We start from the raw sequence: 14,849 nt of genomic DNA, 5'->3' as shown, positions 1-14,849 counted from the left end.
CATTAGGGTAGTTCATGCCCATCCTACTCATATAGTTCACTACTGTAGAGACGTTACATGTAACGTCTCTACATGGTTTTGGGTTTTAGGCATGTACCTCATCTACCCAAAATCTGCCGTATGTACACTAAATGTTTTTTAGCTGATAAATTGAGTATAATTTTTTAGATTTAAAAATCCAAAGAATACTGTGTATTATTATCAATAATTAATAATTATTAAATATTATGTCAAACACAAACCCAGCAACAATTGAATTTCATGATGTTACACTTAGCCGCAACAATCGTCCTTTAGTATCTCATCTCAACTTTACCATCTACCAAGGAGAAGCATTAGTACTACTTGGGCGTAGTGGTAGCGGGAAAACTACTACGATGAAGTTAATTAATCGCCTATTTACTCCCACTCAAGGCGAAGTTTTATTTGCAGGAAAAACTACAACACAATGGGATGAAATTAAACTGCGGCGTAAGATTGGTTATGTAATTCAAGAAACTGGTTTATTTCCCCATTTTACCGTCGAACGCAATGTAGGTTTAGTCCCTAGTTTAGAAGGTTGGCAACCTAAACAAATTAAAACACGGGTTCATGAATTGCTGCATCTGGTAGGCTTAGAACCTGCACAATTCGCCCAACGTTACCCTCATGAATTATCGGGAGGGCAAAGGCAAAGAGTAGGCGTAGCTAGGGCTTTAGCCGCAGATCCCCCAGTTTTGTTGATGGATGAACCTTTCGGCGCACTCGATCCCATCACACGCCTAGAACTGCAACAAGAGTTTCGGCGTTTACAACAAGATTTAGGTAAGACGGTGGTGTTTGTTACCCACGATATTCAAGAAGCCTTTGTTTTAGCCTCAAGAATTGGTTTAATGTATGGGGGAGAATTAGTAGTATTAGGAACTAAGGATGAATTTATGGCTTCCCAACATCCAGAAACTCTTGCTTTCCTGCAATGTCTGCGTACTCAGTGATGAGTGGGGGGAGATGAGGAGAAAAAATAACTGTTAACTGTCAACTGTCAACTGTCTCCTAATTTATGAAAGATTTCTTTTTAATTAAGTATGCGCCAGAAATTTTACAGCATACCTTGGAGCATTTATTTTTGGTAGGTGTGGCGATCGCGATCGCTATAATTATCGGTATCCCTTTAGGAATTTTAATCACCCGTCAAAAACAACTGCGTCAACCAATCTTAGGTATAGCAAACATTCTCCAAACTATTCCCAGTTTGGCATTATTTGGTTTACTTATCCCCGTTCCTATCATTGGTGGTATTGGTGTCATTCCGGCAATTGTTGCTCTCACTTTGTATTCCTTATTACCTATAATTCGCAACACTTATACGGGGATAACTGGTGTAGATCCGGCAATTCGGGAAGCTGGGCGAGGAATGGGGATGACTGACAGACAATTATTATTACAAGTAGAAATTCCCTTAGCAATAGGGGTAATTTTGGCTGGGGTAAGAGTGGCGACGGTTATATCTATAGGAATTGCAACTATTGCAGCTGCAATTGGTGCTGGTGGTTTAGGAGTGTTTATTTTTCGGGGAATTGCTGTAGTTAATAATCAATTAATTTTAGCTGGGGCTGTGCCTGCGGCGGTAATTGCGTTATTAGCTGATTTGTTAATTGGGTGGTTGGAAAGGAAGTTAAGGGTTAATTCGTAATTAATGAAAAGATTTATTATATTTTTTTTATTAACTTTTACTTTGGTGTTGGCGATCGCTAGCTGCAATACTAATACAATTACTAGCAGTGGTGATATTACTGTAGCTTCTAAGGATTTTACTGAACAAGATATTTTAGGCGAGATTTTAGCTCAACAAATTGAAGATACTACTAACTTAAAAGTAGCTCGTCGTCCTCGGTTGGGTGGCTCATTTGTGTGCCATAATGCGATTATTGCTGGGCAAATCGACGCTTATATTGAATATACAGGTACAGCTTTTACGGGAATTTTAAAGCAACCAGTAATTAATGATCCTAAAGTGGTTTATGAGAAACTCAAACAAGCTTATGCTCAACAATTTAAACTAGAAGTCATGCCTAGTTTGGGGTTTGAAAATACCTTCGCTATGATCATCCGAGGCGAAGATGCTCGACGCTACAATGTACAAACCCTCACACAAGCAGTTCAATATACGCCTCAATGGCGTGGTGGTTTTGGCTATGAATTTTTAGAACGGGAAGATGGTTTTCCAGGGTTAGCAAAAACTTACAATTTAAAATTTAGTAAACCTCCCCAAATTATGGACTTGGGTTTAATATATAGAGCATTAATTCAAAAACAAGTCGATATGGTGGCGGGTAATTCCACTGACGGACAAATCTCTCGCTTGGGTTTAGTAGTTTTGAAGGATGATAAACAATATTTTCCGCCTTATGAAGCAACGCCAATTATTAGACAAGAAACTTTAAAAAAATATCCCCAATTAAAAAATGCGATCGCTCAACTAACTGGTAAAATTTCTGCGGACGAAATGCGGCAATTAAATTACCTAGTTGAAGGCGAATTGCAAGACATTAAAGAAGTGGTGCGCGAGTTCCGTAAATCCAAAGGACTTCTCAAGGCTTCCTAGAAAATCCTCTTTGCAAGATAATCATGAAAAAGTTTATTACAGGAACAATCATCGGACTGTTACTGTCTAGCAGTCAAGTTCTTGCTCAAACCCTCACACTCTCACCTAACCTCATTGGCTTTAATTCCCCAGAAGGAGAAAACCTGTTACTCACAAGTCGTTCAAGAGAAGACTTTTTTCCCTTGAGTATGCAGTTTGTCACGCAAAATAATCAAGCTTATTGTGGTGTAGCTAGTAGTATTATGGTGTTGAATAGTTTGGGAATCAACGCACCAGAAATACCCCAATATTCACCCTATCGTGTATTTACCCAAGATAACTTTTTTAGTAACGAAAAAACCAAAGCTGTCATTGCACCAGAAGTAGTTGCACGCCAAGGCATTACTCTTAATGAATTGGGGGGATTAATAGCTAGTTATGGTGTGAAAGTAGAAGTTCATCATGCTAGTGATACTAGTTTAGAACAATTTAGAAAACAAGCAGCAGAAAATTTAAAACAAAAAGGAAACTTCGTTATAGTTAATTATTTACGTAGAGAAATCGGGCAAGAAAAAGGCGGACACATATCACCTTTAGCAGCATATAACGAACAGACAGATAGATTTTTAATTATGGATGTCTCTCGTTATAAATATCCACCCGTTTGGGTGAAGACAGCAGACTTATGGAAAGCTATGAATACAGTTGATTCAGTTGCCAAAAAAACTCGCGGTTTTGTATTTGTAAGTAAAATTTAAAGCAGGCAGGAGGAAGGAGAAAAAGATAAATAACTAATAACTATGGATTAATGACTATGGACTATGGACTAATGACTAATTACAAATTATATGGTTCATCCCCAGCAATGTGTGTCTACTATCCTGCGTCAATGTATTACTAGCACAGCAATTCTTAGCTTAATTACTTGTACAGCTTGTAGTGCTATGCAGGCACAAGATAATTCCTCAGACTCTCCTACACCAGTAGAAACTGTAACATCCTCTCAAGTAGTGGCTTTGGGTAGATTAATTCCAGAAGGCGATGTCATCAAAATTTCTGTGATCAACGCCCAAGACAGCCGGGTGAACCAAATATTGGTTAAGGAAGGTGATTTAGTTAGAGAAAATCAAGTAATTGCCATTCTTCAAGGACAAAATAGAGTCGAACAGCAATTAAAAGAAGCCGAAGCTAATGTTGCGATTAAACGATCGCAATTACGTAAAATTCAACAAGGAGATTTTAAACAAGGAGAAATTGTCGCGCAAAAAGCTGCGATCGCCGAATTAACAGCCAGATTACGCACAGAAACTAAACAAAGACAAGCGACAATTGCCCAAGCCCAAGCTACAATACGTAATGCTCAAATTAAATACCAGCGTTATCTAACTTTAGCAGCAGAGGGAGCCATCAAACGTTCCGAACTGGATGATGCACAAGAGCAATTTGATAGAGCAAAAGCAATCCTCGCACAAAATCAAGCCGAATTAGACAACACCACCTCTACCTTAGCAGCCCAAATCAATAAAGAAAACGCTAATCTCAAACGTCTGCAAGAAGTGCGTCCAGTGGATATTGAGATAGCCAAAGCCGAACTACAACAAGCCCAAATACAAGTAGAACAACGCAAAGCCGAATTAGAAGATACACAAGTTAGAGTTCCTGTTGCTGGGCAAATTTTACGTATTAATACCCGCGTCGGCGAACAGGTAAACACCCAAGAAGGTATCGCCGAACTAGGACAAACAAAACAAATGTATGCGATCGCTGAAGTATACGAAACTGATATCGTCAAGGTAAAACTGGGACAGCCAGTGACTATTAACAGCGAGTATGGCGGCTTTAGTGGTGAAATTAAGGGTAAAGTTGCTCAAATTGGCTTGCAAATTGGCAAAACCCGTCTCAATCAAGACCAAAATAACCCCACTAACGATGTTAACGCCAGAGTAGTAGAAGTCAAAATCCGCATTAATCCAGAAGATAGCCCCAAGGTTGCTGCATTAACGGGAATGCAAGTGCGCGTGAAGATTGATGTGATCTAGTGGGGGATAATGTGGTTTGAAAATTTCCTTGCAAAGCAGTTTGAAACGTTTATGTTTGCAGTTCGCTTACACCCTCAATGACATTCATTTGGCACAGCAACAAATAAAAAGTCACCGTACACAAATGAAGATAGCTTCAACTGATTCCGTACAAAATCAGCTGAAGCTGAGTTTAAAAAGTTCACCTATTTTCATAGCTAACATTTGATCTCCTGTTATTTGTAGTTTGCCACTGAAATATAACTGCATTGAATTAGCTCTGGGATCTAGATAAAAAGTCTGGAAGTCTTCGCTACTTATTTTCACAGTGCAATTAGCTTTGCCTGGATCACCTTGTGTTACCGACGGGCCAGAGTCAGACGCATCAACGTACCATGAACCCCCCCCTTCTCCTGTAATATGCCACTGATACTTTGCATTTATTTCCTTTGCGGCACCAGGATTCTTTGCGAAACCAGCAGGAAGTTTCTCGTTAAACAAATTTTGAATATCAACAGCCATTAATACCTCCGATAACATTGCTTGAATTGTATTTGAATGTTTGTGGTTTTTAAAATCTCATAATTTTAATGAGAAGGCAAGGACAGTTAAGACAGTTAAGATAGTTAACAAAACCTTTAATAAATAAAGATTTCATAAGGCCTTAATACCTAAAGGAAAAGATGGATGAAATTAAAGGATAAATTGTCCACAAGAATCAAACACCAAATGCTTATTTTTCCTAGATACATGTAGGCTCCAGCAATAAGAAACTCCCCAATCTCCAATGAAATACCTTCTCAAAAACCTTTACTTCGAGACTCCCCTGGCTTGGGCGCAATTGTCCCATCAAAAAGTTCGTTTGGCTGTAGCAACTACTGGTGTGTGCTTTGCCAATATTCTTATGTTTACTCAACTGGGACTGTTGGCGATGTTAACTGAAGGAACAACTAAGCTGCATGAAAGCTTGGGGGGAGATTTAATTCTCGTCTCATCATTCAGTCCCAGTTTACAATTTCGGATTGGTTTTCCCCAGGCTTATCTTTATCAAGCTGCATCTGTAGATGGTGTGGAGGCTGTTGCCCCAGTTTATATCAGTCGCGCCAATTGGGTAAATCCCAGCCAGTTGTCTCAACCTAATAATTCCCAACGCCGAGTTCCACGCAGAAGAGGTTTTTTTGGTAATGAAGTCAGAGTGATTGCTTTTAACCCGACTCAATCCTTTGTGATGAAATTACCAGAAGTCCAGCAGGAACTTCCTAAATTAACCACACCAGACGCAGTGCTGTTTGATCGTCTTTCTCAAAAAGATTTAGGAGATATCCCACAATTACTGACTAGACAAAAAGAAGTTGTCACCCTCATGGACAACCAACGCACTTATGCAGTGGGGCTTTTCAGCATGGGAAGTACCATCAACGATAAAGGTAACATTATCATCAGTGATTGGAACTATGCACTGCGGAATGGGCAAAATAGCCTCAAATCTGCGAGATTGGGAGTTGTTAAGGTGAAAAAAGGCGCAAATATTGGCACAGTACAGGCGCAGTTACGTCAACGTCTTCCTCAAGAAGTTAGCGTCTTTACTCATGAGGAATTAATTAAGCGCGAACAGCAGTTTCACGGATCACAACCGGAAGGAATCATCCTCAAATTCGGTACTATTGTCGGCTTTGTGGTGGGGGTAATTATTCTCTATCAAGTCCTCTACTCAGATGTGAGTGATCACTTGGCAGAATACGCCACCCTCAAAGCAATGGGTTATAGCGATCGCGCCCTATTATTAGTCATCTTACAAGAAGCTGTCATCCTGGGTGTGATGGGATTCATCCCAGGCTTTTTCGCCTCAGTGGGTATTTATAACTTACTAGTTACACTCACCCGCATCCCCCTAGTCATGAAGGCGGGTGTAGCCATTCAAGTCTTTCTCTTGACAATTATCATGTGTAGTGTATCAGGTGCGATCGCTACTACTAAACTCCGTTCCGCCGACCCCGCCGATGTGTTTTAACCTAAATACTAGAGTAGTAGCGTCAATTTAACCAGTTCTAGTTTGCTAAACTGAGGACAAATATTTTCAGGATTGAGAAGCTATGAGTGCTACGACAACTCAACCTCTGACTCTAGAAGACTTTCTCAAGCTCCCAGAAACTAAACCAGTCAATGAATATATTAACGGAGAAATTATCTCTAAACCGATGCCAAAAGGGAGACACAGCCGCTTGCAAGGAAAACTTTGTGCAGCAGTAAATCAAGTTACGGAAGATGCGAAGATAGCTTATGCGTTTCCTGAACTACGCTGTTCTTTTGGCGATCGCTCAATCGTACCAGACGTAGCTGTATTTAGTTGGGAAAGGATACACTTTACAAAAGATGGGCAAGTTCCAGATAACTTTGAACTTCCCCCAGACTGGACAATTGAGATACTTTCACCAGAACAAAAACCTAACAAAGTAATTGGCAATATTCTCTATTGTTTGCAATATGGTAGTCGTTTAGGATGGTTTATTGACCCTGATGACACAAGTATTTTGACATTTTTACCAGGGCAACAACCAGAATTAATTCAAGGAGATAATTCTTTACCTATATTACCAGAAATAGAAATAAACCTTACAGTAAATCAAGTTTTCAGTTGGTTAAAGATGGGTACTTAATTATGAATTACCTGGCTTCCTCGTCCACCGTTACTGTCACCAACCTCAATCATTTTTTTGGACAGGGAATTTTACGTAAACCCGTCTTAACAGATATAGATTTAGCAATTTACCCAGGTGAAATCGTCATCCTCACAGGGCCTTCTGGGAGTGGAAAAACAACATTATTATCATTAATTGGCGGCTTGCGTTCAGTACAACAAGGAAGCTTAAAAATATTTGGACAGGAACTCAAGGGTTGTAATAAGAAGCAGTTAACACAAATTCGTAACCAAATCGGCTTTATCTTTCAGCATCACAACTTACTCAAATGCTTGAGTGCTTATGGTAATGTGCGGATGTCTTTGAAACTGCACCCAGAAATTCCTAAATATCAATATAGACAAAGGGCTGTAGCTATTTTAGACGCTGTAGGTTTAGGCGATCGCGTAGATTATTACCCAGAGAAATTATCTGGCGGACAAAAGCAAAGAGTTGCGATCGCTCGTGCATTAGTTGCCCAACCTAAATTATTATTAGCAGACGAACCCACCTCATCATTAGATAGTAAAACCGGGAGAGATGTAGTTGATATTATTCAGCGTCTTGCCAAAGAAGAGGGTTGTTCTGTACTCTTAGTAACTCACGATGCCAGAATTTTAGATATAGCCGATCGCATTGTTCACATGGAAGATGGGCGATTGCAAAGTCATTAGTCTCTTAATCTCCAAATCAAAATCTGAGTAATTACTCAACTCTCATCCATTTCAATACATGAGGATTTTTGTCATAGCGGTAGGTAAAGCCATTTTTAGCTACAATATTCTCTCCTTTGCTTGCTTTACTTCTAATAGTCTTAATTGTATAGGATGTTAATTCACTCATTTCTTTATGAGAAAGACCGTCACTGACAGTTTTTTTAATCATTATTACTGCTTTGCTTTCGTATTCATTGTTAGGCAAACTGTCTGTATTAATGCGAGGAGTTTCAACCGAGTTCTGGATAATTGTTTTTTGGTTGCGATAATCTTGAATACTCAGAAGTCGCCAACTAGAATCTTGTGAAAGTTCCAAAACCCATTGATGATAATCAAATAAACTTTGTCTATGTCCTACGCTAATAAATGTTGTTGTTGTTTCTCGTAACTGTTGATATAAATTGCTTTCATTTCTCAAATCCAAGGCACTTGTTGCTTCATCTAATATAGTGAATCTTGGATGAGTCAGTAATAAGCGTGCAAAAACTAAACGTTGTTGTTCTCCTAGTGATAGGATGTTTTCCCAAGGAACTTCAGTATCAAAACCTTCAATTCGATTTATTAGATTTTGCAGGTTTACTTGTTGCAAAACATTTTTGAGTTCTGCATCGGTTATTTGCCGATTGGTATTAGGATAAAGTAACTGTTCGCGTAGAGTTCCTAATATTATGTAAGGACGTTGGGGTAAGAACAATACTTCTTCTAGGGGAGGTCTTACTAAACGACCAGTCCCTGCATTCCATAAACCCGCGATCGCTCTCAATAAAGAACTTTTACCTCGACCACTCGGCCCTACAATTAATAAACCTTCTCCCGGCTGAACAGAAAGTGACAAATCTTCGACAATCACCTGTTCATAATTAGGCGTTTGTAAGGTAACATGCTCAAAAGCTAGTTTCCTTTCTTCTATTGTTTCAATAGTACTGACATTTTCCGGTTGTTTAGTTGCGGCTTCTAGAGCATTCGACAGTTCAACTAAACGCTCAACGTAACTAGAAAATCGCCCTGAAGTTGCAAATTCTCTGATTATTTCCGCCATAGCCGTAGCAAACAAATTACAAGCTAAACTGGCTTGGGAAATTTCTCCGAAATCAATTTCACCTTTAATCTGTAAAGGCCCAAATACTATAAATGGAAATATTTGAATAATCGCTTGATATCCTCTGTTAAAAATATCTTGAGTTACTTCCCAATTTATTTTGCGTTTAGTACTTTTAATAATATTATTGAATCTTCGTAAGATTATATTTAACTCTTGTTTCTCTCCTCGGAAAAAAGCTATTGATTCAGCGTGATTACGAACATGATTTAAACTATAATTATAATCTCCTTGATGTTCTAGTTCTTCTTGTTTAATATTATTTAATTCTTGAGCTAAATAAACAGCAATTAAATTACCTATTATTGTATAGACAACTAATATAACCGCCGCAAAATGAGAAAGCGACCAGAGAATCGCTAAAAAAGTTATCATTTCCAGAACTTTTTCTAGAAAAGTAGTTGAAAACGAGAGAGCATTTCTGGTTAATGGTTCTATTTCTTGCGTTATTCGTTGATCTGGATTATCAATATCGGAATTAAAATTGATTTTATAATAGGCACGATTACTCAAATATTTATCGACAATTTGATCATTTAGCCATTGATACCAATCAAGAGCTATTTGTTTTCTCACATATCTAGTAAATCCTAATAAGAGCGTTACGCAGACAAGAGCAGCACCATAAAGCCATAATGTATTAGTAAATTTATTTAAATCTTGCTCTTCGGTAATGATATCTAGTAAATAGCGGTTAACAAAGCTATTAAACGCAGTTACACCGACAAGCATGATTATTAATAATACTAGGAGAAAAAGCATTCCCCATGTACGAATTACATCTGAAAATGCTCTGGCTTTTGCCTCGGCAGGGTATAAGAAAGGCCAGACTATCGCTCTGACATTCCGCCAAAGATCATTATCAGGTAAAGAATCATTCTTTGAGAATTTACCAATAAAAGTTGTAGCTTGCATCTGTTAAAAATGATTTTAATTTCTTGAGTCCGGTGGATAGCCAAGACTAGGATAAATAAGTCATAATTAATTGTCATCCATTAGGATCTAGACAATGTACTCCTAAGTCTTTAACTTGTTTATTTGGAAATGTAAATTTATACAATCTCCTACTCAAAGATACCATCTTCCCATAATTCTAAAACTTAGTTTTTGGAATTGCGCAACAAAGAATTGACATTGTGCAGTTTGAGAGTAAGAAGCGGCTGGACAAATCCCCATTTGCTTGATGTAATTAGTCACTGCGGCGATCGCATCATAATTTATCCCCTCAACTTCAATCCCGAAACGGACGCGCAAATCATTTAAAACCTGCTCAATCGCCACATTTGCGGCTCATTCCCCCAAACCATAAAATGATTTTGGACTAAAAGAGCGCGATCGCACCTTATGCACCACCAAGGAAAAATACAGAGGCATTTGTAATAACAAGCACCCCAGCTTTTAAGTTTACAAATTAGCTCTTACACCTCTCAATCTATTCCTATATAAATATTTTTCTGCTCTAATCTCAGCAATTAGGTGGTGGAAAGTAAATTTATCTAAATGTTTGAATATATTAAAGAATTGGAAATAGACATGATGGAAAGTACAGTTTTTGATAAAACTTTTCGTGATAGCGAAGGCAAGATCGTCATAGCTCAAGCGCCAAACCTACCGCTTATTGTTTGGATAGTTACTAGTTTACTCAGTCTAATCTTTACCACTGGCACAATTCATACAGTCTTAGATGTAGTGGCAACTGGTTCCTTATTTACTTGGGCATGGCTGGAATTGTTTGAAGGCGTTAACTATTTTCGCAGAACGCTGGGTTTTGTTGTTTTGATAGGTTTAGTGGCATTCAAAGCTATCTATTAAAGTTCGTTATCTGTTGATGTCATGTTATGGTTGCTGCTCCTCTTTTGGCAAAAGTTCTTTCTTACTACGCTTTAACCTTTTCCAAAGCGTCTTAATCCGTTTGTAAGCTTCAACACTGGAAAGTTTGCCAGATGTTTCTAAGGCGGTAATATAGCCAACTTTTTGCGCGAACTCTTGCAAGTTAGCATTGAAAACTAACTTTTCTGGTTTAAATTGCCCGTAGTAGCGACTACGAGGGTGAAGAAACTTGTCTTTATCATCTCCCTGAGACTGGTTCATTAAATACCCCTATTGATAGGTTTTCGCACAAAAATGTCAACCGGATAATCATCCTCTTGTAAAAAATGATTTTTATTGAAAATAGTTGGCTACAGGTGGAGTCATGAGCCTTTTCTTAGTATGGCTCATGCTCCAGCTACTTCAAAGGTATATAAAAAAGTTGGGCTATTTACCTTCAAGATTTCTGAGCTTGAATTTTGTCAAAAATAGCGCCTTCACTGAAGAATTTATCGCCAATACTGCGCCATCCTCCTAAATCCTCAGCTTTCAGTAAAGTTTTAACTTGAGGAAAATTGTTACTAGGATCTTTTACTTCTGAACTATTAACGGGGCGAAATCCGATTTTGGCAAACTCTGTTTGTACCTCTGGAGTATAGAGATATTGCATAAATGCTTCGGCAACCTTTCGAGTGCCATGTTGCTCGACATTTTTATCCACCACTGCAATTGGATTTTCAATAGATATGTTTACATCAGGCACAACATATGAAAACTTCTCACCTTTTTGTTTTGCGAGAATCATTTCGTTTTCATAATTGAGTAACGCATCACCCTGACCTTGTTTGAAGAACAATTCGCTGGCATTGTGAGCAGTCTTAGGCAATGAAGGTACATTTTTATAGACCTTGGAAACAAAATCTAATGCTTGATTTTCATTAGAGCCATTTTTTGTAGCAAAGCCCCATAAACCCAGGAAGTTCCAACGCGCACCACCAGAGGTTTTCGGGTTAGCTGTAATTACGCTTACTCCTTTTCGGGTTAAATCTATCCAAGTTTGAATATTTTTGGGATTTCCTTCACGAGTGGCTATTGCAACTACTGATTGAGTTACAACTCCATTATTAGGTGCTTCTTTTTCCCAACCCGGCTGAATAAAACCTTTTTGGACAAGTTTATCGATGTCAAGAGCTAATGACAGGTGTACGATATCAGCCTCTAAACCATCAATTACATTTAGGGTTTGGGAACCAGACCCATCATAACTTTGAGTGAAAGTCAAGTTTTGGTTATGCTCTTGTTTCCACTTTTGGATGAATTTAGGAATAATGCGATCATATGCGTCTTTTGTTACTGAATAAGACACAAAAGTTAGCTTGACATCAGCAGTAGAAGCTGCACTTGTAGCAATAGTATTGTCAACGTTAACCCTAGAGCAAGCGGTCATAACTATACTGACACTGATGCCCACCAAAAATAAGCAGATAAACCGTCGATGTTTTAGAGCTTGCCAAAGCTTAACAATGTAAGTGTGGATTGGTTTAGTTGTGTATCTGTAGTTTTGTTTGATGCTCAAAATTTTCCCCTTAGCTACTAACTGCGGTAATTTGGGCGATTTACTGTAGTTTAGAGGTATTATATGATAGTTATTAAAATTACATAACCTTTTTTTAACCTAAATTTAAACATAATATGCTGTAAGTATATTTTCAAAACAATTGATGGATTCTGCTATAGGCATAAACGATACTATCGTTACAGGCTTTCATGCTCTATCTGTTAGGTAATAGAATTATTGCGATCGCATCAACTGTGTATTAGCAGTTTGTGGAAAGCTTTAAGAGTACCTCAAGCCAACCTGTCTTTTCACCTCAAAGCTTTGAGAGAAGCGAATTTAGTCTGCTTTCGTCAAAGAGGATGCTTGATTTATTACAGTCTGAATTTGCCGCAATTTATTGCTTTATAACGATATTTAGCCGATTATCGACGCATAGACTCAGTATTGCCATTCTTTCTTAGTTAAACTCTACCGCTAATAGTTTGATAAGCGTTATTGGCATTCTGTCCAGCATCAACTAACACAAAATTATAATTAGAGATACTAAATATTTGTGTTAAATAATTTTAGCGATACAGATATTTTATTTCCTAAGTACTTGAATTTTACTTAGTACCGTGCAATACTGCTAAGTTAAAGTACGTTAAATCGATAAATAATTAGTATTTTATTGGCAACGTTCGGATTAAATCACACATAGCTAGTGCGATCGCTAGCGTATCTTTACGCTCAAGGTTTGCCAGTATCACCCTTCCTTTTCTTAGATTTGCTTAGTACTCATTAACGGAGTGGACATATGAATAGTAATGTTCGTCAAGATGCCTCTGAGATTAATTTAGATGCTAATGTCTTAATTATTGGAGGCGGGCCGGCCGGGACTTGGGCGGCTTGGAGTGCAGCTAAAAATGGAGCAAAGGTTGTTTTAGTAGATAAGGGGTATTGCGGTACAAGTGGTGCGGCCGCAGCTTCTGGTAATGGTGTGTGGTATGTTCCACCAGATCCAGAACAACGGGAAGCAGCAATGGCAAGCCGGGAAGCGATGGGGGGTTTTCTGGCAGACCGCGACTGGATGACTAGGGTATTAGATCGCACCTACGACAACATTAACTCTCTAGCAGATTGGGGCTATGCTTTCAGTGTGGATGCCAATGGGCAAGTGATTCGCCGCTCTTTGCAAGGCCCAGAGTATATGCGCTTTATGCGGAAAAAGATTAAGCAAGCAGGGGTGACAATTTTAGATCATAGTCCAGCTTTAGAGTTGCTGATAGATGCACAAGGATCTGTGGCGGGAGCGAAGGGGATTAATCGTCAATCAGGAGAGCGTTGGACAGTTAAGGCTGGAGCAGTTGTGATTGCTACAGGTGGTTGTGCTTTCTTGAGTAAGGCTCTTGGTTGTAACGTTCTGACAGGAGATGGCTTATTGATGGCAGCCGAGGCTGGTGCTGACTTCTCTGGCATGGAATTTTCTAATGCTTATGCGATCGCTCCGGCTTTTTCTTCTGTCACAAAAACTCGTTATTACGATTGGGCTTCTTTCACCTATGAAGATGGTACTCCGATTGAGGGTGCAGGTTCTAAGCGTGGTCGTTCTGTAATTGCCAAAACTTTGTTAACCCAGCCAGTTTATGCTCGTCTCGACCAAAATATGGACGAGGAAACAAAGGCTTGGATGCGGAAGTCTCAACCTAACTTCTTTGTGGTCTTTGACCGCGCGGGAATTGACCCCTTTACCCAACGATTCCCCATCACCTTACGTTTGGAAGGAACAGTACGCGGTACTGGTGGGATTCGGATTGCCGACTATACCTGTGCTACCTCCGTCAAAGGACTATATGCGGCAGGTGACGCAGCAACTAGAGAGTTAATCTGCGGTGGTTTTACAGGTGGTGGTAGTCATAATGCAGCTTGGGCAATGTCTTCTGGCTATTGGTCAGGACAATCTGCGGCTAACTATGCGCTGAGTTTAGGAGAAGCCAACCACCGCAGCGTACAGGGAGTTGGCGAAGCTGGATTACAAGGTGGAGGTCATAGTCAATTCTCACCAGATGAAGCGATCGCCGCAACTCAAGCTGAAGTTTTCCCCTATGATCGCAATCTTTTCCGCACCGCTACAGGGTTAAGCGCATCTCTAAATAGACTAGATAACCTCTGGCAAGAAATCCGCCATAGTCGTAAACCAGATGATAGCCAAATTGTGCGATCGCGCGAAGCTGCCGCAATGGTGGCTACTGCACGTTGGATGTACAACAGTGGTTTGCAACGTCAGGAAACTAGAGGTATGCACAAGCGCATGGATTACCTCCAAAAAGATCCTAACCAGCAATATCGATTGTTGAGTGGCGGATTGGATAAGATTTGGGTAAAACCTGAGTCTGTAGTTACCAATCGGGAATTAGTGACAGTTTAAT

16 protein-coding genes are annotated in these 14,849 nt (G+C 39.3%); 11 read left to right on the top strand and 5 right to left on the bottom strand.

All coding sequences use genetic code 11. From position 1 onward, the window contains the following. The first annotated feature begins 227 nt into the window (after positions 1–227). The 5 genes from NSMS1_RS01640 to NSMS1_RS01620 all read left to right on the top strand — a co-directional run bounded on the left by NSMS1_RS01640 (position 228) and on the right by NSMS1_RS01620 (position 4,602). The gene (locus NSMS1_RS01640; protein WP_224090395.1) at positions 228–974 is read left to right on the top strand and encodes an ATP-binding cassette domain-containing protein; all 747 of its coding nucleotides are present in this window, start codon (positions 228–230) and stop codon (positions 972–974) included. 65 nt (positions 975–1,039) lie between these two features. Then, positions 1,040–1,672 (top strand): ABC transporter permease, encoded by a 633-nt coding sequence (locus NSMS1_RS01635; RefSeq protein ID WP_224090394.1) that lies wholly within the window; start codon positions 1,040–1,042, stop codon positions 1,670–1,672. Between the two features lie 3 nt (positions 1,673–1,675). Next, the gene (locus NSMS1_RS01630) at positions 1,676–2,584 is read left to right on the top strand and encodes a glycine betaine ABC transporter substrate-binding protein (protein ID WP_224090392.1); all 909 of its coding nucleotides are present in this window, start codon (positions 1,676–1,678) and stop codon (positions 2,582–2,584) included. Between the two features lie 23 nt (positions 2,585–2,607). Beyond that, positions 2,608–3,321: a phytochelatin synthase family protein gene (locus NSMS1_RS01625; RefSeq protein ID WP_224090390.1), complete on the top strand. Its 714-nt coding sequence runs from the start codon at positions 2,608–2,610 to the stop codon at positions 3,319–3,321. A gap of 111 nt (positions 3,322–3,432) precedes the next feature. Beyond that, positions 3,433–4,602 carry an HlyD family efflux transporter periplasmic adaptor subunit gene (locus tag NSMS1_RS01620; RefSeq protein ID WP_224090388.1) on the top strand — a complete coding sequence of 390 codons (1,170 nt, stop codon included), beginning with the start codon at positions 3,433–3,435 and terminating at the stop codon, positions 4,600–4,602. Positions 4,603–4,758: 156 nt separating this feature from the next. On the opposite strand, the gene NSMS1_RS01615 is transcribed toward NSMS1_RS01620, so the two are convergent. Continuing rightward, positions 4,759–5,103 carry an SCP2 sterol-binding domain-containing protein gene (locus tag NSMS1_RS01615; RefSeq protein WP_224090387.1) on the bottom strand — a complete coding sequence of 115 codons (345 nt, stop codon included), beginning with the start codon at positions 5,101–5,103 and terminating at the stop codon, positions 4,759–4,761. Between the two features lie 265 nt (positions 5,104–5,368). On the opposite strand from NSMS1_RS01615, the gene devC reads away from it, so the two are divergent. The 3 genes from devC to NSMS1_RS01600 all read left to right on the top strand — a co-directional run bounded on the left by devC (position 5,369) and on the right by NSMS1_RS01600 (position 7,933). After that, positions 5,369–6,592 carry an ABC transporter permease DevC gene (devC, locus tag NSMS1_RS01610; protein ID WP_224090385.1) on the top strand — a complete coding sequence of 408 codons (1,224 nt, stop codon included), beginning with the start codon at positions 5,369–5,371 and terminating at the stop codon, positions 6,590–6,592. A gap of 82 nt (positions 6,593–6,674) precedes the next feature. Next, complete coding sequence (locus NSMS1_RS01605) at positions 6,675–7,238, top strand: Uma2 family endonuclease (RefSeq protein ID WP_224090376.1); 564 nt, start codon at positions 6,675–6,677, stop codon at positions 7,236–7,238. Between the two features lie 2 nt (positions 7,239–7,240). Beyond that, a complete protein-coding gene (locus NSMS1_RS01600) occupies positions 7,241–7,933 on the top strand; it encodes a DevA family ABC transporter ATP-binding protein (RefSeq protein ID WP_224090374.1) in 693 nt (230 codons plus the stop codon). Positions 7,934–7,964: 31 nt separating this feature from the next. Here NSMS1_RS01600 and NSMS1_RS01595 read toward each other — a convergent pair whose 3' ends face one another. Then, positions 7,965–9,989, bottom strand: a complete 2,025-nt coding sequence (locus tag NSMS1_RS01595) for an ABC transporter ATP-binding protein/permease (protein ID WP_224090372.1) — start codon at positions 9,987–9,989, stop codon at positions 7,965–7,967. Positions 9,990–10,142: 153 nt separating this feature from the next. Continuing rightward, on the bottom strand, positions 10,143–10,355 hold the full coding sequence (locus NSMS1_RS01590) for a hypothetical protein (RefSeq protein WP_317986566.1): 213 nt from the start codon (positions 10,353–10,355) through the stop codon (positions 10,143–10,145). Between the two features lie 255 nt (positions 10,356–10,610). Between NSMS1_RS01590 and NSMS1_RS01585 the strand changes: the two genes are divergently transcribed. Beyond that, entirely contained in the window at positions 10,611–10,886 is a 276-nt protein-coding gene (locus NSMS1_RS01585; protein ID WP_224095421.1) for a hypothetical protein, read from the top strand. A gap of 24 nt (positions 10,887–10,910) precedes the next feature. Here the strand turns inward: NSMS1_RS01585 and NSMS1_RS01580 are convergent, their stop codons facing one another. Next, positions 10,911–11,165 (bottom strand): hypothetical protein, encoded by a 255-nt coding sequence (locus NSMS1_RS01580; protein ID WP_224090371.1) that lies wholly within the window; start codon positions 11,163–11,165, stop codon positions 10,911–10,913. 175 nt (positions 11,166–11,340) lie between these two features. Beyond that, entirely contained in the window at positions 11,341–12,420 is a 1,080-nt protein-coding gene (locus NSMS1_RS01575) for a sulfate ABC transporter substrate-binding protein (RefSeq protein WP_224095420.1), read from the bottom strand. Positions 12,421–12,678: 258 nt separating this feature from the next. On the opposite strand from NSMS1_RS01575, the gene NSMS1_RS01570 reads away from it, so the two are divergent. Next, positions 12,679–12,849: a helix-turn-helix domain-containing protein gene (locus NSMS1_RS01570; RefSeq protein ID WP_411908657.1), complete on the top strand. Its 171-nt coding sequence runs from the start codon at positions 12,679–12,681 to the stop codon at positions 12,847–12,849. A gap of 388 nt (positions 12,850–13,237) precedes the next feature. After that, positions 13,238–14,848 (top strand): FAD-dependent oxidoreductase, encoded by a 1,611-nt coding sequence (locus tag NSMS1_RS01565; RefSeq protein ID WP_224090369.1) that lies wholly within the window; start codon positions 13,238–13,240, stop codon positions 14,846–14,848. Position 14,849 lies beyond the last annotated feature (1 nt).

Source organism: Nostoc sp. MS1 (genome assembly GCF_019976755.1).
Classification (GTDB): Bacteria; Cyanobacteriota; Cyanobacteriia; order Cyanobacteriales; family Nostocaceae; genus Trichormus.
The sequence above is the reverse complement of the archived record's forward strand: the minus strand, read 5'-3'. Positions and strand labels throughout refer to the sequence as shown.